At 58.9% G+C, this 21,902-nt stretch carries 19 protein-coding genes and 1 pseudogene; 10 read left to right on the top strand and 10 right to left on the bottom strand.

The genetic code is table 11. The features are described 5' to 3' along the window. Positions 1-184: 184 nt before the first annotated feature. The gene (locus tag DN745_RS12480) at positions 185-1,006 is read right to left on the bottom strand and encodes a hypothetical protein (RefSeq protein WP_133621866.1); all 822 of its coding nucleotides are present in this window, start codon (positions 1,004-1,006) and stop codon (positions 185-187) included. Between the two features lie 298 nt (positions 1,007-1,304). On the opposite strand from DN745_RS12480, the gene DN745_RS12475 reads away from it, so the two are divergent. The 3 genes from DN745_RS12475 (at position 1,305) to DN745_RS12465 (ending at position 3,841) form a co-directional block, all read left to right on the top strand. Continuing rightward, positions 1,305-2,126 (top strand): hypothetical protein, encoded by an 822-nt coding sequence (locus tag DN745_RS12475; RefSeq protein ID WP_111335294.1) that lies wholly within the window; start codon positions 1,305-1,307, stop codon positions 2,124-2,126. A 130-nt stretch (positions 2,127-2,256) separates the two neighbouring features. Further along, positions 2,257-2,739 (top strand): YbhB/YbcL family Raf kinase inhibitor-like protein, encoded by a 483-nt coding sequence (locus tag DN745_RS12470; RefSeq protein ID WP_111335292.1) that lies wholly within the window; start codon positions 2,257-2,259, stop codon positions 2,737-2,739. A gap of 82 nt (positions 2,740-2,821) precedes the next feature. Further along, entirely contained in the window at positions 2,822-3,841 is a 1,020-nt protein-coding gene (locus DN745_RS12465) for a bile acid:sodium symporter family protein (protein WP_111335290.1), read from the top strand. 93 nt (positions 3,842-3,934) lie between these two features. Here the strand turns inward: DN745_RS12465 and DN745_RS12460 are convergent, their stop codons facing one another. After that, positions 3,935-4,900, bottom strand: coding sequence for a PrsW family intramembrane metalloprotease (locus tag DN745_RS12460; RefSeq protein ID WP_111335289.1), 966 nt, complete (start codon positions 4,898-4,900; stop codon positions 3,935-3,937). A gap of 439 nt (positions 4,901-5,339) precedes the next feature. Here DN745_RS12460 and DN745_RS12455 point away from each other — a divergent pair, with 439 nt between their 5' ends. The 6 genes and pseudogenes from DN745_RS12455 to DN745_RS12430 all read left to right on the top strand — a co-directional run bounded on the left by DN745_RS12455 (position 5,340) and on the right by DN745_RS12430 (position 11,336). Beyond that, positions 5,340-6,764 carry an NHL repeat-containing protein gene (locus DN745_RS12455; protein ID WP_162687643.1) on the top strand — a complete coding sequence of 475 codons (1,425 nt, stop codon included), beginning with the start codon at positions 5,340-5,342 and terminating at the stop codon, positions 6,762-6,764. 332 nt (positions 6,765-7,096) lie between these two features. Then, positions 7,097-7,618, top strand: coding sequence for an META domain-containing protein (locus DN745_RS12450; RefSeq protein ID WP_111335286.1), 522 nt, complete (start codon positions 7,097-7,099; stop codon positions 7,616-7,618). A gap of 880 nt (positions 7,619-8,498) precedes the next feature. Beyond that, the gene (locus tag DN745_RS12440; RefSeq protein WP_111335282.1) at positions 8,499-8,729 is read left to right on the top strand and encodes a hexameric tyrosine-coordinated heme protein; all 231 of its coding nucleotides are present in this window, start codon (positions 8,499-8,501) and stop codon (positions 8,727-8,729) included. Between the two features lie 102 nt (positions 8,730-8,831). Continuing rightward, positions 8,832-10,796: a glycosyl hydrolase family 28-related protein gene (locus tag DN745_RS12435; protein WP_133621867.1), complete on the top strand. Its 1,965-nt coding sequence runs from the start codon at positions 8,832-8,834 to the stop codon at positions 10,794-10,796. Positions 10,797-10,916: 120 nt separating this feature from the next. Continuing rightward, a pseudogene (locus DN745_RS20235) lies at positions 10,917-10,991 on the top strand (thiol reductase thioredoxin); the annotation flags it as partial. Between the two features lie 45 nt (positions 10,992-11,036). After that, entirely contained in the window at positions 11,037-11,336 is a 300-nt protein-coding gene (locus DN745_RS12430) for a thioredoxin family protein (RefSeq protein WP_204354989.1), read from the top strand. 72 nt (positions 11,337-11,408) lie between these two features. Here the strand turns inward: DN745_RS12430 and DN745_RS12425 are convergent, their stop codons facing one another. The 7 genes from DN745_RS12425 to DN745_RS12390 form a co-directional block, all read right to left on the bottom strand. Beyond that, positions 11,409-11,834: a CoA-binding protein gene (locus DN745_RS12425; RefSeq protein WP_204354988.1), complete on the bottom strand. Its 426-nt coding sequence runs from the start codon at positions 11,832-11,834 to the stop codon at positions 11,409-11,411. 248 nt (positions 11,835-12,082) lie between these two features. After that, entirely contained in the window at positions 12,083-12,508 is a 426-nt protein-coding gene (locus DN745_RS12415) for a CoA-binding protein (protein WP_111335277.1), read from the bottom strand. Between the two features lie 43 nt (positions 12,509-12,551). Beyond that, a complete protein-coding gene (locus DN745_RS12410; protein WP_111335275.1) occupies positions 12,552-14,342 on the bottom strand; it encodes a glycoside hydrolase family 10-like protein in 1,791 nt (596 codons plus the stop codon). A gap of 206 nt (positions 14,343-14,548) precedes the next feature. After that, the gene (locus DN745_RS12405) at positions 14,549-16,045 is read right to left on the bottom strand and encodes an alpha/beta fold hydrolase (protein ID WP_162687642.1); all 1,497 of its coding nucleotides are present in this window, start codon (positions 16,043-16,045) and stop codon (positions 14,549-14,551) included. Between the two features lie 353 nt (positions 16,046-16,398). Then, positions 16,399-17,166, bottom strand: coding sequence for a hypothetical protein (locus DN745_RS12400; RefSeq protein ID WP_111335272.1), 768 nt, complete (start codon positions 17,164-17,166; stop codon positions 16,399-16,401). Between the two features lie 763 nt (positions 17,167-17,929). Continuing rightward, entirely contained in the window at positions 17,930-18,625 is a 696-nt protein-coding gene (locus DN745_RS12395) for a pirin family protein (protein ID WP_111337666.1), read from the bottom strand. A gap of 222 nt (positions 18,626-18,847) precedes the next feature. Further along, positions 18,848-20,305, bottom strand: a complete 1,458-nt coding sequence (locus DN745_RS12390) for a lamin tail domain-containing protein (protein WP_111335271.1) — start codon at positions 20,303-20,305, stop codon at positions 18,848-18,850. A 138-nt stretch (positions 20,306-20,443) separates the two neighbouring features. On the opposite strand from DN745_RS12390, the gene DN745_RS12385 reads away from it, so the two are divergent. Continuing rightward, entirely contained in the window at positions 20,444-21,301 is an 858-nt protein-coding gene (locus DN745_RS12385) for an EamA family transporter (RefSeq protein WP_111335269.1), read from the top strand. Positions 21,302-21,441: 140 nt separating this feature from the next. Here the strand turns inward: DN745_RS12385 and DN745_RS12380 are convergent, their stop codons facing one another. Further along, positions 21,442-21,843, bottom strand: a complete 402-nt coding sequence (locus DN745_RS12380) for a DUF5684 domain-containing protein (RefSeq protein WP_204354987.1) — start codon at positions 21,841-21,843, stop codon at positions 21,442-21,444. Positions 21,844-21,902 lie beyond the last annotated feature (59 nt).

The raw sequence follows: 21,902 nt of genomic DNA, 5'->3' as shown, positions 1-21,902 counted from the left end.
TCGTCTCAGTAGGTCGTGAGGTCGTCTCAGTAGGTCGTGGAGTCGTCTCAGTAGGTCGTGGAGTCGTCTCAGTAGGTCGTGGGGTCATTCCTGTAGGTTTGTTGGTCATCGATTGACGGCGGGAGGCAACATAAAAAAGGCGGCCCGGAGACGGGTCGCCTTTTTTAGTGGTCTAGCCCTAGAGTTAGACGGTTGAACTGCTGTGTTGAGCAGGTTCACTTGTGTTTTGGAGTTCTGCCAGGTTCACGAGGATGCCAGGCTCGGCGGGCAGTTCAGGGTTGGAGATCGCGACGCGGTGATTTTGGCTGCGCCAGTAGCGGCTGGTGAATCGTTTGGCCATTTCCGGGTTGTCGCGGAAGGCGTATTCGCCGGCTTTTCGAAATTCGCTTAGGAGTTCGTTGAGGTAGGTGAAGGCACGGTCCCGCATATCCTTGGCGCTGTGTTGAGAGATTCCGTGATGGTACTCGGACTTCTCGTCCATCAGGGTGCTCGCAATTTGGCGAGCTTCTATAACCACGCTGGAGGAATCGAAGGTCTGATCTGACTCGAAGGCCAACGGGTACATTTCGAGCAATCTGGCGAGGTCGTGCAAGTCCTGGGCGAGCGTGGCGATGCTGCCGGTTTGGCGGATGAACTTGAGGTTGGCTTGAATCTCGGCATCATGACGAAGGTTCCACTTGCAGGCTTTGAGCGCTTGGGTGCGCAGGGCTTCGCCGCGTTTGATGGCTTCATTGAAGACCTCACTATTGCGCCGCCCTCGCTGTTGGGCCCATACCGACTGGGCCTGGCGCGCAGCTTGGACGGCGGTGGGCAGGATAGCCAATCGCTCGTCGGACGTCCCAACTTTCTTGAGGCCGTCCGAGACGTCGGTTCGGGCGATCAGGGAGTTGAAGGTTTCTGCTTCGGCCAAGAAGGTTGAGATCGGCATGCCGCTGGGGGGGCGGACCTCGGCGGAGCTAAGCTTCTGCAAGGTGGGGGTTAATAGGTCTAAGTCGGGTGTGAGCATGTCATCCTCCATGAATCGTAGCCGCAATGGCCCCAATGGCGCAGGTGCGGCGCGTTTTCGACGGTACTTCATGTCGGTTGAGCTGAGCAGTATAGCGTAGACGAAAGGCCTGGTCGAGGGGCTCGGCGGAAGTAGTTCGTCTGGTGGCGATTGCGCGGGGAGCTCGCAGAGTTTGTTCGAGTGGGGGCCTGGAGACGCGCGGTATAATCGCGCAGCGGAAGAATCGATTTAATTGTAGTCATCCCTGAACCTCGGTGTTAACGTGCATGCCTAACTTAAGACGGACAAAAGGGAGATTATGGCAGATTCGACATTTGATTTTCAGATGCGCAAGGCGGTTGATGCGTTTCACGCAGAGGAGATGCCGCGAACGCTACTGATGCGGCATATTGCGACGGCTCGGCAGTGTTTGGTTCCGGTAAGGAACCCGGGTGCCAATGAGACGCCTGATCTGATCTGGCGAGGTGGGCCGGAGGGGGAGGGCGGTCATTATGTGGTGTACACGGATCCTGAAGCGTTCAATGTTGCGCGTGGGACAGGCGTGTTTGATGGGATGCCAGGAGGTTGGGTGGTTGTCAGCGCGCGCCAGCTTTTGGCGTCTGCGCGCGAGTCCGATGGGAAAGGGATTCAGATAAATCCGCATACGAGCCTGTTACTAGAGTTGTCGTCGGAGGAGGTTGAGGAGTTGCTTTCGATCAGTCACGGCTCCGAGGTCGATGAGGCGATTCTGGAGGCAATGGCGCCACCGATCGCGCCGGGGACGCTTGAGACGATCGCGGCGTTTTCGGGCTTTGAGATCATCACGCGCGCGTCGCAGACCCTGGATTTGGCGCCGGACTCGCAGGGACGGAAGTTGTTGGCCGTGTTCACGTCTGCTGCGGGGCGAGATGCTTATCTTGCAAGCGTCGGCCCCCAATGGGCCAAACACGGTCCTCCCATGATACTAACCCTCACCGGCATCCAACTTGCCGAGCATATGAAGTCGCTCGATATTGATGGGGTTGTTTTTAATTGTGCTGGGCCGGTGGAGCCTCGGGCGCTGCATCCGAGTTTGGGGCGGCTAATCTTGGAGGCGGTAGCTAAGGCGGATGAGGAGGGTGGCGGGGGCGAAGAGGAGTAGGCAGGGGTCGCGGGAGATTGGGGGGGAGTTCGGACTTCGGCTTGCCCATATGCCCTTGGTCACTATGATGGCGTTTACATATCGTTTGGGGCGGTTGCCCCGGGTATTCTACACTCATAGGAGACTGGAAATGGGTTTTGCACTTTCTGATATGAAATTGAGCAGCAGCGCGTTTGAAGCTGGTGGGGCCATCCCGAGTAAGCATACGGGTGAGGGTGTGGATGTGTCGCCGGCGCTTGCGTTTGGTGAAGTTCCGGAAGGGACTAAAGCGTTCGCGGTGGTCTGCCATGACCCCGACGCGCCGCTGGTTTCGCCCGGTGGGACCTACGGGTATGTGCATTGGGTGCTCTATAATATCCCTGGGTCGGTGCGCGAGCTTGAGGAAGGCACGTCGAAATATACCGATGGGAAGAATGACTTCGGCGAGCCGGGGTATGGAGGGCCGATGCCACCGGAGGGGCATGGGAAGCATCATTATTATTTTTGGGTGCTTGCCCTGAATGATGATTCGCCCATCAAAGAGGGGCTGACGCTTTGGGAGCTTCTGCGCGAGATTGAGCCGAAGGTTATTGGTATGAACCGCCTGGTTGGTACCTACGAGCGGGGCAAATAAGCTTTTTGCGTCATTGGGCGGCGCGCCGTGCGCCGCTCGGACTCCCCCCACGTATTCCCTCCGAAACGCCTCAGACCTTCATATGCCAGAACCTTCGCTGCTAAAGCGCGTGCAGCCAAAGCTGCGTCTTTTGTTCGACCGATTTACGCTGACGTTAATTGCGGTGGTTGCGGCGGCGACGCTTATTCCGGCGCATGGGCGAGGCGCGGTGTTCTTTGAGCATTTGACCACTGCGGCTATTGCGCTCCTATTCTTTTTGCACGGGGCGAAGTTGTCACGCGAGGCCATTATCGCGGGCGCGACGCATTGGCGGCTTCATGGCGTTATATTCGCCTGGACCTTCGTTATCTTTCCGTTGATTGGTTGGGCGCTGGGGCCTGTGCTGCAACCCCTGTTGGGGGACGCGCTCTATATGGGCGTGGTGTATCTGTGCGTACTTCCTGGCACGGTTCAGTCTGCGATTGCCTTTACCTCGATTGCGCGGGGCAACGTGCCGGCGGCGGTGTGTGCGGCGTCGGCGTCGAGTGTTGTCGGCATTATTATCACGCCGTTGTTGCTGCAATTCTTATTGCAGACGGACGTCTCGGCGCTGGGGGGCAGTGGGTCGCTGCTGAGCGCGATAGGAAATATTAGTCTGAAGATATTATTGCCGTTTGTGGTCGGCCATCTGATGCGTCCGTTGCTCGGCAGTTGGATGGAGCGCCGGGCGAGGCTTGTGAAGGTGGTGGACCAGGGCTCAATATTGCTGGTGGTTTATACGGCCTTTAGCGAGTCGGTTATTGGTGGTTTATGGACGACGGTGGGGCTCGGGTCGTTGGCCTCGCTATTTTTGGTCTGCGTGCTGCTGCTTGCGCTCGTGCTGAGCCTAAATATCTGGTCCACGCGTCGGCTGGGGTTTTCGCGGGAAGATGAGATTACGATTGTATTTTGCGGTTCAAAGAAGAGTTTGGCCAATGGCGTGCCGATGGCGAGCGTTCTATTCGGGGCGGGGGCGATCGGGCCGATCTTGTTGCCGGTGATGATCTTTCATCAGATTCAGTTGATGGTGTGCGCGGTGCTGGCGCAGCGTTATGCGCGTGGGGTTGAGGTGGATGGGGGGTGATGGTTTGGGAAGTTGCGGTCTGTTTTTTGCGTCGGCGCAGTGACACACGACGCGTCGCTGATTAACGGCGTCGTGTATCGGAGAGCGCTGGGGTTATTTGCGTAGGTTTGTGATCATTGTGCGAAGTTCCTCGATTCTTTCGGCATTTCCCTTTTCGTCGCCCATGCGTTGCAGTTGGTTTTTCTTGTGCGCGAGTTCGCCGAGTAGGTGATAAAATTTGGAGTTCGCGCGGCCGCTGAAGATGGCGGTGGTCAGGGTGAAGGGGGATTGTGCCTTTCGGTATTCGGGTTCGGTGATCAGGCCTCGGGAGACTTCGGCGGCGAGTTGTTTTTTGAGGATGGAGCGGTCGTGGATGTTGGCCCAGACGATCATGCCGACGATGACCATATAGCCGGGGATGTCGGTGAGCACGACGATGCCCAGCGAGGCGATGCCTTCGGCGTTGATGAAGTGGCCGATGGAGTTGTGAAATGCGTGCAGGCTAATCGCGATGACCAGGCCGATGAAGGGGGCGATAAATTTAACGAATAGGTTGTCGCTGAGGCGAGAAATGGCGAAGCCGATGCCGGTAAAGGCGGTGAATGTTGCGTGGAGCCAGCCGAGTAAGATGATGCGGATAAAAGCGTTTACGGCCAGACCGCTCCAGCCGTTGACCAGATAGCCGTGTTGGAAAATATAGCTGAAGTTTTCACAGGCCGAGAAGCCCAGGCCGACCATGCTGCCGTAGATGATACCGTCCAAGATGCTGTCGAATTCTTTGCGGAAGAGGAAGAAGACCACCGCGACGGCCATGGCTTTGATGAGCTCTTCGACCACGGGTGCAACGATGGATGTGGTCGCGATGCTCGCGAGTTCTGCGGAGCCGGAGGCAAGTTGTAGGCCGATCCCGAAGCTGGTGTTGATAAAGCATGCGCCGAGGCCGGCGACGAAGGCCCCCCAGAAGAATACGCCGCCGAGCAGGAGCTTGGGTTCCTTTTCGTAGCGGTCCAGCCAATAGACGAAGAGGGCGTAGGCGAACATTGGCACGAAGCCCAGAAGTAAAGAGATGATCAATGGCATGCGGTTTTCTCCCCGAGAGGCGGTTGGTCATTATCTATCGTTACTTCTGTCGCTCCAAGGTGCCCGCGTTGAGCCGCCCTGTCACGCTAAAATTAGATAAAAAGGTGCGCTGAGGGTGCGCTCGATAGTCGGGACTGCACTTTACCTGGTCGCCGAAGCTATTATAGCGTCCCGCGAGATCATTGTGGGCCGAGTTTCGGTGTAACGCTTCTGCGCGAGTCAAAAAATGTATTATCTCACTGCTGCGAAACGTCTGTTGTCTATTCTTCTTTTGGGCTTGGTTATTGCGGCCTGCGACGATGCCGAACCGTCCGAGGCTGGGGGCGAAGGAGATGTGGGCGTTGCGGATGGGCGGGGGGATGTTGAAGGGAGTGATGGTTCGTCCGCGGACGTCGTGTCGCAGGGCGATGTATCGAAAGATATATCGTCGGATGACGCGGTGTCGACGGACGCCATTTCGACGGATGCTTCGACCGACGCAGACGGGCCGGACTTGAGCGACGCCGACGCGCCCGAGGAGCGGAGTGAGGCGCTTGGTGAGTTGGATCTCGACTTTGCGTCCTCCCAGGAGACGCCGGGGCTATTTATCGGTCCCTTGGATTTACGCGCCGACCCCAGCGCTCTGTCGTCGACTTCGGATGACGGAGTAATTATCGCTGGGCGTGGGCGGTTTAAGAGTGAGGGGCCAAAGATCTATTCGATGCGCATGACGGAAGGGGGGGAGGTCGATGCGGCGTATGGAAATAACGGAGGCTTTCAGACCTTTTCAACGGGGCCGATCGGTCGTGATTTTGTCGTGTTGGCCGGTGCGATTCAGGCGGATGGGAAGAGCCTCATCTGCGGCAATGTACGCGCCGCCGAAATGGGGAGATCGCGGCTTTTCGTCGCTCGCCTGAACCCCGACGGATCCCCTGATGTAACGTTTGGCACTAATGTGGAGATGCCGGGGCGGGTGTTTTTTGATCTTCCGGAGGAAAAGCCGAATAGTTTGTGCTGGGCGCTCGAAGTTCTGCAGGATGAGACGATATTGGTGGGCGGCCTGGTGGCCGCCAACAATAAGATGACGCCGCTCTTGATGCGTCTTCGCTCGAACGGGGCGTTGGATGAGAGTTTTGGTGCTTTGGGGCAGACCCCGGGCGTGGTGCTGCATCAGATCGACCCCAGCAATAATTGGCTTTACGCCAAGATTCGCGAATTGGAAGTGCTTGAGGATGGTAAGATTCTTGGCCTGGTTGATTCTATCGACGGCACCACGGGGCAGGCGAATGGGTACCTACTGCGCTTTCACCCGGATGGGCGGATCGACGAGAGCTTCGGGGATGATGGTGAGCATCCTGGATTGGTCGGATTGGCGCTTGCCAATGGCGCGAGTCACGAGGTCTTCGACTTTGCTGTGGACTCAGCTGATGGGCGCATTTTTGTGGTCGGCGAGCATAAGGCTAACGCGGAGCCGACGCCGAGCCGGTTCTTTGTGCATGCGCTTGATAGCAACGGTCGGGTGGTCGGAGATTTCGCCACTGCTGGGACGTATATTTTGGATGACTATAACGCGGCCGCTCGCGCGATCAGCTTGCAGCCCAACGGTAAGTTGCTCGTCACCGGGTCTGCGATGACGCACCCGAATCCGGCGTTGCAGGCGGGTGAGTTGTTGGTTGTGCGTTTGATGGGGGATGGCACGCTGGATACGAGCTTTGCGCCGAGCGCTGATACACCGGGGGTCTTCTTTTGGGGGCATCCTACCTATACTTTTTACGCGGCGCGGGCTGTGCTTGATAGTGTTGGGCGATTGGCGGTTGTTGGGTCTTCGCCGAATGACGTGAATCAATCGCCGCGGGGGCATGGTTTTGTGGTGCGATTGCGTTGAGTTGGATGGGGCGGCCAGACCAAGATGGTCTGGCTCCGGGGTTAGTGGGTGGCCGGTTATGTCAGGCGCCAGACCAAGATGGTCTGGCTCCGTGGTTGGTGGGTGGCCGGTTATGTCAGCGGCCAGGCCAAGATGGTGTGGCTTCGGGGTTGATGGGTGGCCGGTTATGTAAGCGGCCCGACCAAGATGGTGTGGCTTCGGGGTTGGTGGGTGTTGCTTTTGACGCGCGGGGTAAGGCTGACTAGCGTCCGGGAGAGTTCGTGAGTGTGTTGGTATTTGGGCTCGGTTTGTTGCCCTGTAAATTTAGTCTAATTTAACCGAAGGAACCTTTCATGAAGTTATTTCTTAAGTCAGTGCTGCTTCTTGTTCTTGCGATGAGCTTCGGCTGCTCCAGCAATCCGGAGCGCGTTGAAGATGAGGCGGTGAGTGAGACGACGTCGGGTGAGGTGAACGAGGAGTCGACACCGGATGGTGAGTTGGAGGGCGAAGCGGGGGTTGAAGAGGCGCCGGCTGAGGAAGGAAGTCCCGACCTTGTCGGCGCAGAATGGTCCGTTGAGTCGCTCGCCGGGTCGGGCCTGGTCGAGGAGACCCAGCCCACGCTGATGTTTACCGCGGATGGCGAAGTCTCGGGGCAGGCGAGCTGCAACCGGTTCTTCGGAAGCTATCAGCTCGTAGATGATGGGCTGACGATTACGACGGCTGGTACCACGCGAATGGCCTGCCCAGTCTTGGTCATGGAGCAGGAGCAGTTAATGCTCAAGGTGCTCAACGAAGTCGATGGCTTTGAGATCGATGCGGAGGGTGTTTTGCGTCTTCACACTGGCGCGCGCGAGGTTATTAGCGCTGGTCAATGATTGGTGTGAGTTGTTCATTGGTTGAATAGAAGGCCCCGTGTTCTCGATGAGTTCGGGGCCTTTTCGTGGTTGGCTGCAATTGGAGGTGCAGGGCTTAGTTTGGCCAGCATCGAAGGGCGTGCGAAAGGTATTGAGATGGGCGGAATGGTTAGAGCTTTAGGGGGAGCATCATCTGTGCGCTGATATGGAGCGCTTCGAGTGGTTGTGGTGGTGATGAGATCGCCCCGGAAGGCGGTCTCGATGCGATGGTGGATTCCGGGAGTGGTGGGGATATTTCGGATTTGCCTGGGGATATTGGAGTGAGAGATGCGGGGCGCTCGGATAGTGGGCAGCCGGATATAGGGGGCGGCGACGTATTGGGCCAAGATCTGGAGGGGGCCGATGCGGGGGATATTCTGGTCTAGGACACGCAAAGCGAGGATGCGGGGACGCGAATGAACGGACATCCCGACCTCGACGCTTTTCGGGCATTCGCCAAGCCGGCCGCTCAGCGCTATGCGCTTCGTGGAGTTCACTATTGGGAGGTATGGAGTGAGCCGAACCTTAATCAGTTTTTTTCGCCGCCCGACCCGGTTGCCTATGTGGCGCTTTTAGATGCGGGCTACGAGGGAGTCAAAGCGGGGAACCCAGGGGCATTCTTATGGGCTGCTTCGGAATGATTGGACGCCCAAGGAGGCATATCAACGCGATAAGGAATTGGAGCGTATGCCGCTTGATTCTCCTTCGTTTTAGTCCGGACGGTGTGCGGCGAGGCGTTGTTAAAATACGAGGATAATACTCTTTATTTTGCGTCATAAATTTCGTATCCTCGCCGATATATTACCGTGAGGTGGTTGATGGTGTTGTTGTCGCATTTTCCCAAATGAATAAGGAGAGAATTATGGCTGAATCATGGCTTCCGACGCTGATTACGAAGACACCCGAGGAGGGATTTCAACTGGCGGTTAAGCTCTCGCGCATGGGGGTGAAGACGACTCAGCCAGACGTCGAGGTGCTGCATAAGCTGCGCCCGGAGTATGCGAATGATGCGGATAGTCTGACGGCGGCGTCGCATGTGATCGCGGTGAATTTCCAGACGGTGTCGGCTGCGAATAATTATTGGCGAGGCTGAGCTGACGGCTCGTTTCGTGGATGGAAGAGAGAGCCCGCATCGGCTGAGCCGATGCGGGCTCTCTGACGGTTGGTGTGTGTAGGTCGAGGGTGAGAGTGCGGTTTGACACCGAAATTGCGGGGACCTAACCTCCATTTCTTTGCGCTCATTTATCACTGCACAATAGAGGCCCTGATGCGAAATAGTATGACAACGATGATCGCTTTCGCTGCGATGTTATTTTTGATGGTTGGTGGCGCGACGGCGCGCGACGCGGTGGCTAGCGGGCCGACCTCGGCGCTTTGGGGTGAAGACGGGGAGCTATTTACGCCCGGCGGAAGACTGATGGATTGGTCCTATGCGGGTTATGGGGCGGGGGAACGCGCGATTCCGGATGTGCCGGTGGTGGCGGACGTGGCGGCTCATGGCGCGGTCGGTGATGGGGTGGCCGACGATGGGGCGGCGATCGAAGCAGCGATTGATGCGGTCGAGGCCGCGGGGGGTGGGGCGGTGTATTTGCCGCCGGGTCGCTATCTGTCGCTTCGGCGCTTTCGGCTCCCGTCGGGTGTGGTGTTGCGCGGGGCGGGGCAAGACGCGACGACGTTGTATTTTCCCGAACATTTGGAGTCGCTCTATGGGGGCGACTACTCGTTTGGTGGCGCGTTTATCGAGGGCAAAGGTGGCTCGAGCGCGCTGCCGTGGCTTACGACGGTGGTCGAGGCGGCAGAGCGCGGGACGCATGAGATTCGCGTCGCGTCAACCGAAAGGCTGGCGGTCGGAGACTGGGTGATGCTTGCCCAGCGGGACTTGAACTTTACTCTTATAAAACGGCTTCATAGCGACCTTGTTGACGCGAGCACGGATAAGATTAATGACCGCGCCTATAATTTCCCGTCTCGTATCGAGGCGATAAATGGCGATGTGGTGACTCTGGAGCGCGCGCTTATTGCGGATGTTGAGACGCGATGGACGCCGACGTTGCGTGCGGTGGAGCCTCGGCTCAGCGAGATCGGCGTGGAGAGTCTGACCATTGAGTTTCCAGTCACTGCCTACCCAGGGCATCTGAACGAGCTGGGCTATAACGCGGTTCATTTCAATAACGCCTGGCACGCCTGGGTGCGCGACGTGCGTGTGCTCAACGCCGACTTAGGGGTGAGCTTCACGAGTTCGTTCTTCTGCACCGCGAGCGGCGTGACGCTGGCGACGACGGGCGATCGCGGTCCGATTACCGGGCATCACGGGCTTAATAATGGGCGCGGCGGCGATAATCTCTTTATTGACTTCGATATCCAGACGACTTTTCAGCATGACTTGACCAACGAGTGGTATGCGCACGGGGTTGTGTTTGCGCGAGGGCGCGGCGACGACCTGTGTATGGACCATCACCGCGCGGCACCTCATTCAACGCTGTGGACGGAGTTGAATCTCGGCGCCGGGACGCGCCCATGGATGAGTGGAGGCTCGGGGAATCGAGGTCCTCATACCGCGTCTTGGGATACGATGTGGAATGTTACCGCGGATCAGAGGTTGCCATTGCCTTGGGCGAGTTTCGGGCCGCAGATGACGTTCGTCGGCTTTAATACGCGGGACACAATTCCTGATGGGGCGCTCGATTGGTATGTCGAGCCGCCTGCTTTGGTAACGTCTACTAGCCAGAGTATCTCACCGGCAAATTTGTGGGAGGCGATGGTCGCCAGGCGGCTTCCTGCTGAAGAGCCCGACCCCGGGGCAGACGCGGGTGACACGGGCGGTTCGCCGGATGCGGGAGATGCTGGCGACGTGGGTGATGGGGAGGATGGGGCCGGCTGGGATGAGGATGTGAGCGATGTTTCCGTTGACGTGGATGCGTTGCAGCCAGATGTCAGTGCGGGTTTAGATGCCGCTGATGAGGGCCTCGACGCGACGAGTTCGGAGGATGACGTTTCTTCGCAGGACGCCACTTCCGGCCTGGATGGCGTCAGTAATCCTTCGGGAGGCGACGGCTGTGGTTGCCGGGCGAGCGGTACAAGTCCCACTCCGGGGACCGCCGCGTTCGTATTTATTGTGCTCGCCGGGTTGGGTGTAAGCCGTTGTCGGGGTCAGGCGTGAGCCATTTATGGCGCGGTTATTATGTCGCGATATGCTGGGCATTAAGGATTCGGTGCCTAAGCTTGGGCGTGGACGAAAGTTGCTGATAATTTGATTGCTCTCCTTGAAGAGGATTAAAAGATGATCAGAGTCTGCTCATCCTGTGCTCAGAAGAATCGGATTCCCTGGTCTCACTTGCATGTCGCGGGGCGCTGCGGTCGCTGCAAAGAAGAGATTGAGCCGATTGATAGGCCGATCGATGTGAAGTCGAGCGCACAATTCCAAGAGATTATCGATAACGCCGAGGTGCCGATACTCGTGGATTTTTGGGCGGCATGGTGCGGTCCCTGCCGGCTCGCCGCGCCGCGGGTGACCGAGGTGGCGAGCCGAAGGGCGGGGCGTGCGGTGGTGCTGAAGGTGGATACGGAGCGCATGCAGGATTTGGCGGCGCGTTTTCAGATTCAAGGCATTCCCAACTTTATGGTGTTTGAAGATGGGAAGGTCAAAAGCCAGCAAGCCGGTTTGGTTGACGTTGGCGTTATGGAGGGCTGGCTCGATTGAGTCGTTCTGCGGGCACAAAAAAAATCCCCCATCAACGGAGTTGATGGGGGATTTTTTGTGCGATTTGTCGACTTATTTGGCGTCGCCATCCGGGCCCAGGCCCAGGCGCTTTACGGTCGCGCCCAGGCAGACGTCTTCGAAATAGGTGACGCCTGCGTCTTTGGCGATCTGCGCGGCTTCCTGGGACTTGAGGCCTTTTTGGACCCAGACGACGGGGGCGTTAATCGCGATGGCCTCGCGGGCGATGTCGGGGATCTCGGGTTCGGGGCGGAAGATGTCAACGATATCGACGGGTACGGGGATGTCCTGGAGGCTGGGGTATGCGCGCTGGCCGAAGATCTCCTCGGCCTTGGGATGCACGGGGATGATGTTGAAGCCGGAGCGCAGAAGGTAGGCAGGGATCTTATGCGAGCTCTTGTCGGGGTTGGTCGAGGCGCCGACGACGGCGACGTTCTTGGACTTTTTGAGCAGCTCGGTAATTTGGGCATCGTTCATCATCAAAGATCTCCGTATAAAAATTCGATTGGGTGCTCGCTTCTGGAGAGCACGTTGATTCGCGCTATTTTATTTAGGTGCGGCCGGGTAAAAATCCAGCGAAAAGCCGAATTAAGGTCGCGCCGTCCGCAATAGGGCGGCTTGAGTGCGCGATTCGCCGGGCTTTGCTCCAGATCAAAAAAATCCCCCGTCGACTCGGTCGGTGGGGGATTGGGGTAGGCCATACGGCCGATTCTTAGGACGATGTCGACCTATTTTGCGTGGCTATCTGGTGCCACGTTTAGGCGTTTTACCTCGACGCCCAGGCAGATATTCTCCAGATAGGTGGCGCCTGCGTCTTCGGCCAGTTGCGCGGCTTCGTCGGAGAAGATTCCTTTTTGGACCCAGATGACCGGCGCGTTAATCGCGAGGGCCTGGCGGGTGATATCCGGGATCTCGGCGGAGGGGCGAAAGACGTTGACCATGTCGACCGAGCCGGGGATATCGGCGAGCGTCGGGTAAGCGCGAAGACCGAAGATTTCGTCGGCTTTGGGGTGCACCGGGATAATCGTATATCCGGCAGCGATAAGGTCCGCGGGTACCCGGTGCGAGGGCTTCTCAGCATTAGTGGAAGCGCCGACCACGGCGATGGTCTTGGTCTTCTTGAGGATATCGAGCAATTGTTTGTCGGTCGTCATTTTGAGGCTCCTTGGCGAAAGTAATGGGCAATTCTGGCATCTATCAGGGCGAACATCCTTGCTGACCGGTGGTTTCGACGCAGGTGCAGGTGCCGCAGGAGTTTTGGCCCGATTCCCACGAGCCGTTGCAGCATTGGTAGGAACCGGAGCAGGCGCCGTCGGCGTAGACGCCGCCGAAGCTATGGGTGCAGGAGCCTGCGGCGGGCTCCTCGGGGTCATCGATCGGCGGTGCGCTGTCGACCGTGATGGTGATGGGCACGCCCAGGCTCTCGCGGTCCCTGCGGTCGATGGCCGAGATGAGGTATTCGCCGATGGCGAGGCCGAATTGCTGCTGGACGCCGGGGACGAGCTGAATCAGCTCGTGGTCGCGATAGACGGCGAAATAGCGAATATCGTCTGAGCCCTCGTAGCGCACGCCGGCGTCGCTCACAGTGAGCTCGGGCATGGGCGGTCGACCGGTCGCGCCGGCGATGGGCGGGGCGGCGGCGGGGCGGGTGTAGAATTGCTGGCGCATCGCGGTGGTGAAGCCGGAGCGGTTCTCCTGAAGCGGGTTGATTTGGTAGTGGATATTGCCCATCGCGCCGCGCTCGCGGGCCTGGCGAGTGAGGCGGATTTGCTCAAGGAATTCGGCGACGGTCCAGTCGGAGCTGGTGCCGAGTTTGGCGGTATAATTGCCGATATAGAGGTCTTTCCCCGCGGTCTTGGCCTGGTCGGCCCACCAGTTGAGCAGGACGCCGTAGGCTTGGGCCGTCTGGGTGGTCGGCCAATAAAGTTGCGGGGCGATATAATCGACCCAGCCTTGCTCGAGCCAATGCAGCGGGTCGGCGTAGATCTCAGCGTATTGGTCCAGGCCGGTGATCCCCTCCGGGATGCCCGGGCGGTAGATGCCAAATGGCGAGATGCCGTAGCGCACGTCGGGGCGCTCTTGTTGGATGAGTTGGTGAACGGTTTCGACCAGTTCGTGGACGTTATTTCGGCGGAAGTCCCCCAGAGATAGGGTGCCGCCGTTTGCCAGATATGCGTCGTAGGTCGCGGAGTCTGGGAAGGGGCCGTCGGGGTAGGGATAAAAATAATCGTCGAAGTGAATGCCGTCGATATCGTAGCGGGCGAGGATATCGTGAATGACGTTCACGGTCTGGGCCTGACCGTCGAAGAGGCCCGGGTCGATCCAATAGAGGTTATTATAAAAGTGGACCAGGTCGGGGCGCGTGCGGGTGATGTGGTTGGCCGAGGCGAGGCTGGAATTTCCCGAGGCGAGGGCGCGGTAGGGGTTGAGCCAAGCGTGCAATTCGAGGCCGCGTTTGTGGGCTTCCTCGACGGCAAATTCCAGCGGATCCCAGCCGGGATCTTGGCCCATGGTGCCGGTTAGAAATCGGCTCCAGGGCTCGATGTCGGAGTCGTAAAAGGCGTCGGCCTCGGCGCGCACCTGAAAGTATACCGTATTAAGCCCGGCGTTTTTGACCACGTCGAGCTGGGCGGTGAGCTCGGCTTTTTGCGCGGATACAGAGAGCCCGGAGCGGCTGGGCCAGCTGATATTGAAGACCGTCGGAATCCAGACGCCGCGGACCTCGCGGGCATGCGAGACCTCGACCCCTTCGACGGGTGTCGGGGTTGAGTCTTCGTCGGGGCTCGCGTCGACTTGCGCGCCAGCATCTTCATTCGCGGTATCACTATCCGGCTCCCCTTGCTGCGCGTCACTGCCGGCGTCTTCTTCGCGCGTGTCAGCGGTTGCATCCGAGGTGTTGTATTCGTCGGGGTCATTCACTTCGTCGCTAACACAGCTGACGGAGAGCGAGAGGGCAAGGATGAGCGGGGCAATGATAAATTTATTCATGAGACGAGTTCCGCGAGCGAACCTGAGGGTTGGCTCAAATGAAAAGATTATTTATTGGATACACAATCGCAATTGGCTGCTGACGCTATTTGATGCTCCGGGGTTGGTTATCCGTCAACCCCGGGCGCGCGACAATGAGGGGGAAATAGTGCGCTCCCTCGTGCTGCGCGGCATTTAATCGTCGCAGGTGTCGGCTCGACTCAAGGTCATTGTCTATCGGCAGGTGCGTCGCTTACGATATCGCGCTCCTGTAGCCAGTCGAGCACCGTGTCCATAAGCTCCGGGTCCAGCGTCGTTTTAATCGTGGCGTATTCCGCCGGGAGCCCTGTTTGGGCCGGTTGAAAGAGGTGGTTTAGGCCATTGAGGACGGTCACGGTCGTTTCTGGGTGTTTAGCGAGGTGGTCGCGAAGGGGGCCGACGTTTTGCGCGGGGGCAACTTGAAGGTCCTTGCTGCCGTAGATGGCGAGGGTTGGGATCGTCAGTTTCGTGAAGGTCGTCGCCGGCTTCATCGCTAAAAAGGAGCGCATCCAGGAGGCGGTTAGTTGCTCGAGCATTTGGTCGAGGACGTGGTCGAAGTCCTCGCTCTTGGTGGGGCCGTAGACTTTGCGATCCTGCGGGCTCATCGCCGCGGCGGCGGCCTTGAAGTCGGCGCGAAGCGTCTTGCGAAGTGCTTTGGAGACCGGCTTGTCGAGCGGCTCTTCGACGAGCTTCGTCAGGGTTTCGAGCATGCGCGTTTCGTAGGCTCTCGCGCCGTCTTCGCTCATGCCCATGCCCTTGAAGAGCAGCGCGTTTTGACGAGCGAGCAGCTCGGTTCCCGGGACTGCGGTGGGGGCGAGGAGGACAAGAAAATCGATCTTTTGGGTCAGGAGCGACGCGCGCGGCGCGACGTTGGCGCCTTCACTATGGCCGAGCAGGCCGATGGTGTCGGCGTTGATATCGTCGCGGGTGCCCAGATACTCAACCGCGGCCAGTGCGTCCGTGACGAAGTCGTCGATGGTCGCGTTGTCAAAGACGCCCGTTGATTTGGCGACGCCGCGGTCATCAAAGCGCAGCACGGCGACGCCGTTTCTGCTCAGAAAGTCGGCCAATACCCAGAAGGGTTTATGGTTGAGGATCGTCTCGTCCCGGTCCTGGGGGCCTGAGCCGGTGAGGAGTACGAGCACCGGGTGCGGTCCCTCGGTTTTGGGCAGGGTCAGGGTGCCCGCTAATTTGACGGGCTGGTCGGTGCCTGCGGTGGGTTGTCCGCCGGCAAATTCGACCTCTTCGATGGCGTAGGGGAAGGGTGGTTTGGGGTCCTGTGGGCGCTCAACTCGATAGGCCTCTTCGGCGCTGCTGCGTTGGAGGTAGAGCGGAAATGCCTGTCCGGCTTGTCCCCACGCGCCATCAATCGCGTCGCCGCCATCGGCGAAGGTTCCCTCAAATGCGCCGCGAATCACCGGGACATTGAGCTGAACCTTATTATTATCGACGAGAACCTCGGTGACGGGAATGCCGGTTGCGCCCTGGTCGGGGCTGTCCATCGTGGCCTGCCAGCCATTGGGGGCGTCCTTCGCGCGCTTCAAATTGAAGATAATCGTCAACGACGCGCCCGATACCTCCAGCTTGCCTCGCCAGACCCCTTCCAGGGACGCCGCGGTATTTGGTGTACTTTTTGCGCCGCTTTGTTCGGTGGTCTGGGTTTGTGTCGGGCCTGAGTTCGGCATTTGATCCTTGGCGCTCGAGGCGCAGCCTGCAGGGAGCAACAACGACGTCGACAATAGAAGCGGAAAAATAGCACGGAAATTCATCGGAGGGCTCATTGGCAAAATGGAAATATTGGGGCCGTCGCGCAGGAAGTGTAGTGTTTGGGCGCCGGGTTGGCAAAACAGAGTTGGGTTTGAAGGCGAGCGTGAGGGGTTTGGGGACGCGAAGACGCGCTGCTGCTGCTTGATGTGCGGCCCGAGTTTCGGTACTAAGAGTATATATCTACAGACGTATCGATACCTTCTATTTTGAAAGGACTATTATGCTGGCAATCAGGTGCCTATTGCAGAGTTCCGCCGCGCGTTTCGCCATTCTATGTGCCGTTGCATGGAGTCTTGTTCTGCTGTCCGCCGGGTGCAGCTTCGAGAGCTCGATCGGGGATATCGCTTGCGATAGCGAGACTCAGTGTGCCGGCGGGAGCGTCTGTATCGATGGGTATTGCAGGCCGCAAGCCGAAGATGTGACGAGTCATATCGAGGACGGCGCGAGCGACGTGGTTGATATTGAGAGCGACGATATTGGTGATGTGACCGGTATTGAGTGCACCGGCGACCAGGTTGTCTGCGGTGACAGGTGCGTCGACCTGGCGTCCGATGAGGTCAATTGTGGCGGCTGTGGCCAGGTCTGTGTGACGAGCGAAAATCATGCGCAAGCGATCTGCAATGGCGGCGTTTGCGACAGCGAATGTGAGGCAGGCTTTATGCGCTGCCACGCTGGTGGCGGGTGCGTTGCGGTCGGCGGGGGCGCCTGCAATAGCGGTGATTTCTGCAACGCCGCCGAGGACTGCGCGAGCGGCCTCTGCGAAGACAATGAGTGCCAGTCCTCGCCTGCCTGCAATGACTCGATTAAGAACGGTGAGGAGACCGATGTCGATTGCGGGGGAAGCCAATGCGATCCTTGTGGTGTGGGTGAGACGTGCGATGTGGAGAGCGATTGCCAGCCGGCGGAGTTTGGTGACTGGGACACGTGCAGTTTCCCCGTCGATGTCTGCGCGGAAGCGGGCGAGCAACATCGAAGCGTGACGCGATATGTCTGCGGCGCGGATCAGAAATGCGAAGAAGTTGTGAGTCAGGAGACGCAAGCGTGTACGCGTCAGACCGCGGGGGTTTCATGTGGCGCGACCGTTGAGGGGGCCTGGAGCGCCTGTGAGAACCCGTCGGATATCTGTGCTCTGACGGGGACTCAGTCGCGCATCGTGACGACTTCTGTGTGTTCTGGGGGCGCATGTGCGAGTTCGGATACCGTCGAGCAACGCTCATGCACTCGGGAAACCGAAGGCATTGAGTGCGCGGCGCCGTCTTCTGGGGCCTGGGGGGAGTGCATCGCGTTTGATGCCTGCACTTATTCAGGGATGAAGCATCGGATGAATCGCACCTCCGCTTGTGCGGCGGGTGTTTGTGAGCACACCGACACAGGTGAGTCGCAGCCATGTACGCGCGAAACCGACGGTGACGCGTGCACCTCTGCGCCTGGGTGTGACGCCCCGACGGCCTGTGTTGCATCGTCATCTGGGAGTTGTAGCGGGACTCAAAGTAAGACCTGTTATATCGAAATTTGCGCCGATCAAAGCTGTGGGGTCCCCGAAGTTCAGAATAATATTCCCTGTGTTATGCCCCAGGGCGAGGCTTGTGTCTGCCCGGGCAATGGAAGTAGCGGCGACGATCCAGGCGTCTGTGATGACCAGGGGGATTGCGACTGCAGTTGACGTGGCGAGCGGCGACGCGCCATGAAGATTTGATAGAGTAGGGAAGAGCGATGCCTCCGCGCGCCGATGAGTCGGCGGCGCGGAGGCATCGCTGGTTTAGGCCCGTTTTTCAACGGCAGCAAGGGTGGGCGAGCGTGGATTAGAGGCTGTCGACCATGATGATCTCGGCGTCTTCTTTCGCCGTAATGGTGATGGTCTCCTCATCCATAATCGCGGCACCATCGCGCGCGTTGACCACTTCGCCGTTGACCTCGATGGCGCCGACAGCGGGGACCAAATAGGCGCGGCGTCCGGACTTGAGCGGGTAGGTGAGCGTGTCGCCGGCGTTGAGCGTCGCGCCCAACACGCGGGCGTCGGCGTTGATCAGCAAGGTGTCATCGCCGGGGTTTCCCGATGCGAGTACCTGAAACGCGCCGCTGCGGTCGGCCTTGGGAAACGGGCGCGCGCCCCAGGAAGGGTCGGCGCCGGGCTTGTCGGTCTCGATCCAGATCTGAAAAATCGTGGTCAGCTCATCTTCGCGATTAAACTCGGAGTGGCGCACGCCGCTGCCCGCGCTCATGACCTGAACGTCGCCCGCTTCGGTGCGCCCGACGTTACCCATGGAATCCTCGTGGGTAATGGCGCCGCGGCGAACATAGGTGATGATCTCCATATCGCGATGGGGGTGCGGCGGGAAGCCGGTATTGGCGGCGATCTCGTCGTCGTTCCACACGCGCAGCCGCCCCCAACCCATGCGCTTAGGGTCGTAATAGCTGGCGAAGGAGAAGTGGTGTTTTGCGTTGAGCCAGCCATGGTCAGCTCCACCGAGACTGTCAAATGGACGTACGTCAATCATTGTGAGCTGCTTTGTGGCGATAAGGGTCGAAACGATTCGGGACTCATCGCATTTTTTGGTCTGCGACAAGAGCGAGGCAAACATGAACACGAATTCTAAAAGTCAAGTTGAGGCGCTTTGTTTTGCCCATATATGCCGGCCCAATGGGTCAGTCGATAGGGCGCCATAAAAACGGCCTCGCGCAGAGGAGCGCGAGGCCGTAATAGTTCGGGTAATATTTAATTAATCCGGGTAGTTACATCGGGTGTTTTGAGCTCCCGGGGTGCCCTGGTCAGAGATGATATTGGCCGGGTGGATCGCCTCGGTTGAGCGGCACCACAGCGACCCGTTGCTCGGGTCGATGGTGCGCAGGTCGTTCTCGCTGCCGAGTTGCAAAGACGCACCCGTCGGCACCCGCGGGAACCCCAGCGAGGCGTCATATTTGACCGAGGTGACCAAAATATCCGGAGCCGAAGCGCGCCCCGGCCGGGTGATGATGATGGAGTCACTCGTGTTCGCCAGCGTCATCGATGACCATTCAAAATCAATGTCGATATTGCCGTTGGTGGTATAGTTGGCGTTTCGTCCAAATACAAAATACTCGTTCGGGCCGATCGTGATCGGGGCGGTTGTCAGGCTGTCCACCGTGAACGCATCCGTGCCCTCATCGGTGATGCGTAGCCCGTTGAGGTGCAGCGTGCGTGTGGTTGTATTATAGACCTCGAAATACTCTCCGGCCGAGTCGTCGACCACGTCGGGGTTCGCCATAATCTCGGTGATAATAAGGTCTCCGGCGTTGACGGTATGCTCGCCACTGACCGCGACGCAGGCGCCGTCCTGGCAGGTCTGGCCGGTTGACGCGCAATCAATGCGCGTCGCGGAACCGGAATAATCGCAGGTTCCGTCGGCCGGATCACAGACGCCTCCGCGCTGGTATACCACCGCCGTATCGTCCTCACAGGTTGCTTCGGGCGGCGTGTCACAGGTCACGCCCGCGCAGTGGTCAATATGCGGTTCAACGCAGATCGCGCCGTTGCAGACCTGGCCGATCGCGGCGCAGTCGGTGCGCACCTCAACGCTCGAGAAGTCGCAGGTTCCGTCGGCCTCATCGCAGGCCCCGTCGCCAGTATAGGTCACCGCAATATCGCCCTCACAGGTCGCGTCGGGAGCCTCGCAGAGCACCGCCTCGCAGAGGCCTGCCGCGTCGACGCATACGCCGTCTTCGCAGGTTTTCCCCGCCTCGGCGCAGTCCACGCGCGTCTGTTCCCCGGTGGATTCGCAAGTCCCTGTCTCCGGCGCACAAACGCCGGCCTCCTGGGCCACCGCAACGTCGCCGTCGCAGGTGGGCGGGAGCTGGGTGCAAACCACATTCGCACAGAGGTCCTCACTTTCCTCGATGCACTGGCCCGCCTGGCAGATCTGATCGCTCGCCGCGCAATCAACGCGGGTCTCCACGCTCGAGAAATCACAGCTTCCGTCAGCCTCTACGCAGACTCCTGCGGTCGAATAGCTCACGGCTTCGCTGCCCTCACAGGTCGGCTGGGGCTGGGCGCATGTCACGTTCGCGCATTGATCGGTGGTGTCTACGGGGCCATTGCTGCTGCCGCCGTCGTCATCTCCACAGGCGCTTAGGGCCAAGATGGTGAGTGCGGTGAGTAGTGTCAGGAGCTTCCCGGTGGTTCGCGTGGGCAAGTACATCATGGTAGTTCATCTCCGTTTCGGCCAATCAATAGTGAGTGCTCGATTCTACGTTTATCGTCTCGCCGGGATACGCTAAATCGTTGACGCGACAATGATGTTGGGGTTTTAAGAGCATATCCAATAAGAGCAGATAGTACCATGCATACGTTTATTTTCAGCATCGTCTTCAGCGTGTCTGTGTCGGTCTTTTTGAAGCTCGCGCGCCGCTGGGAGGTCGACGTCGCCCAGGCCATCGCCGCCGGGTATATCGCGGCCTCCGCCCTGTGCCTTCTGCTGCTGCGCCCGAGCCTCGGTACTTTGCTCGCCCAGTCAGCGATGGGCTGGGGGATTCTGGTGTTGCTCGGCGTGCTCTTGCCGGCGGTCTTTTTGGTGATGGCCGCTGCGGTGCGCCACGCCGGGATTATCCGCAGCGATACCGCGCAGCGCCTCTCACTGGTGATTCCGCTGGCGGCCGCTTTTCTGATCTTCGGTGAGTCGATGCTGCCAAAAAAACTCGTCGGCATCGCGCTCGCCCTGTGCGCGCTCGGCTGTCTTTTGCAGCGCCAGGAACAAGCTGTTGAGCCCGCCGATACAGGGCGGCGCGCGTTGTGGGCATTGCTGGGGGTGTGGGTGGGATACGGCGTGATCGATATCCTATTTAAGCAAATGGCTCGCCTGGGCGCCGGCTTCACCAGCACGCTCTTGTTGAGCTTTGTCCTGGCAGCGCTGCTGATCTTTGGCTGGCTTATTGCGCGGCGTCGCACCCGGTGGAACGCCCGGAGTCTGGGCGCCGGCTTGCTGCTGGGCGTGCTTAATTTCGGCAATATCTTCTTCTATATTCGCGCGCATCAATACTTTCCGGATGACCCTACGTTGGTCTTCGCCTCGATGAATATCGGGGTGATTTCACTCGGCGCGCTTGTGGGGGCCGGTTTCTTCCACGAGCGATTAAGCCGGGTCAATATGCTCGGCATTGTTTTGGCGATCGGGGCCATCGTGCTGCTCTTTCCCAAATGAGCAATCGTCGCCAGGGGGCCGCAGCCGGCGAGTGTTGGCCGGGCTTTGATGCGCGGCGCAGGGAGTAGAAAACGTCAAATAGCCCGCCACGGATAACGTGGCGGGCTTTTTTGTGTCCCGATTGATAAGTCGTGACTCACTTAAAAGAGTGGGTCCGGACCCTGATATTGCGCGTCGCCAAAGCCTAGCATCGGCGCGAAAATAAACGGAAGGAAGACCATGCCAAGCCCGTAGACCAGGTCTTTTCCGAAGGCCTTCGCCAATTCGATATTGAGGACGATCCCGATCAGCCCGTTGATCATCGGGATAAAGAAGAGCACCAACCACCAGGTGGGGCGGCCGACAATTTGCAGCATGATAAACACATTGTAGATGGGGACGATCGCGGCCCAGCCCGGATGTCCAGCCTTCTCGAAGATCTTCCACAGGCCAGCGATCATCACGACCACGAGGAGTAGGGCAAAGAGGCTGAAGACAAGGCCGACGATCATGCCGATCATGCCACCAGAGTCCGATTGAGCCAGAACATTGAGCGCAAACATAGTTGATTCCTTTGAAAGAAGAGAAGACAAGAAAGCACGACGTTTGGGAGACCAAAATC

Origin of the sequence: Bradymonas sediminis, from assembly GCF_003258315.1 — a bacterium.
In the GTDB taxonomy this organism is placed as follows: domain Bacteria; phylum Myxococcota_A; class Bradymonadia; order Bradymonadales; family Bradymonadaceae; genus Bradymonas; species Bradymonas sediminis.
This window is presented reverse-complemented; position numbering and strand designations above follow the sequence as displayed.

Excerpts from the sequence above, each read along its gene's own strand:
- DN745_RS12480 (WP_133621866.1), bottom strand. The coding sequence starts at position 1,006 with ATGCTCACACCCGACTTAGACCTATTAACCCCCACCTTGCAGAAGCTT.
- DN745_RS12475 (WP_111335294.1), top strand. The coding sequence starts at position 1,305 with ATGGCAGATTCGACATTTGATTTTCAGATGCGCAAGGCGGTTGATGCG.
- DN745_RS12470 (WP_111335292.1), top strand. The coding sequence starts at position 2,257 with ATGGGTTTTGCACTTTCTGATATGAAATTGAGCAGCAGCGCGTTTGAA.
- DN745_RS12465 (WP_111335290.1), top strand. The coding sequence starts at position 2,822 with ATGCCAGAACCTTCGCTGCTAAAGCGCGTGCAGCCAAAGCTGCGTCTT.
- DN745_RS12460 (WP_111335289.1), bottom strand. The coding sequence starts at position 4,900 with ATGCCATTGATCATCTCTTTACTTCTGGGCTTCGTGCCAATGTTCGCC.
- DN745_RS12450 (WP_111335286.1), top strand. The coding sequence starts at position 7,097 with ATGAAGTTATTTCTTAAGTCAGTGCTGCTTCTTGTTCTTGCGATGAGC.
- DN745_RS12440 (WP_111335282.1), top strand. The coding sequence starts at position 8,499 with ATGGCTGAATCATGGCTTCCGACGCTGATTACGAAGACACCCGAGGAG.
- DN745_RS12425 (WP_204354988.1), bottom strand. The coding sequence starts at position 11,834 with ATGATGAACGATGCCCAAATTACCGAGCTGCTCAAAAAGTCCAAGAAC.
- DN745_RS12415 (WP_111335277.1), bottom strand. The coding sequence starts at position 12,508 with ATGACGACCGACAAACAATTGCTCGATATCCTCAAGAAGACCAAGACC.
- DN745_RS12410 (WP_111335275.1), bottom strand. The coding sequence starts at position 14,342 with ATGAATAAATTTATCATTGCCCCGCTCATCCTTGCCCTCTCGCTCTCC.
- DN745_RS12405 (WP_162687642.1), bottom strand. The coding sequence starts at position 16,045 with ATGCCGAACTCAGGCCCGACACAAACCCAGACCACCGAACAAAGCGGC.
- DN745_RS12395 (WP_111337666.1), bottom strand. The coding sequence starts at position 18,625 with ATGATTGACGTACGTCCATTTGACAGTCTCGGTGGAGCTGACCATGGC.
- DN745_RS12390 (WP_111335271.1), bottom strand. The coding sequence starts at position 20,305 with ATGATGTACTTGCCCACGCGAACCACCGGGAAGCTCCTGACACTACTC.
- DN745_RS12385 (WP_111335269.1), top strand. The coding sequence starts at position 20,444 with ATGCATACGTTTATTTTCAGCATCGTCTTCAGCGTGTCTGTGTCGGTC.
- DN745_RS12380 (WP_204354987.1), bottom strand. The coding sequence starts at position 21,843 with ATGTTTGCGCTCAATGTTCTGGCTCAATCGGACTCTGGTGGCATGATC.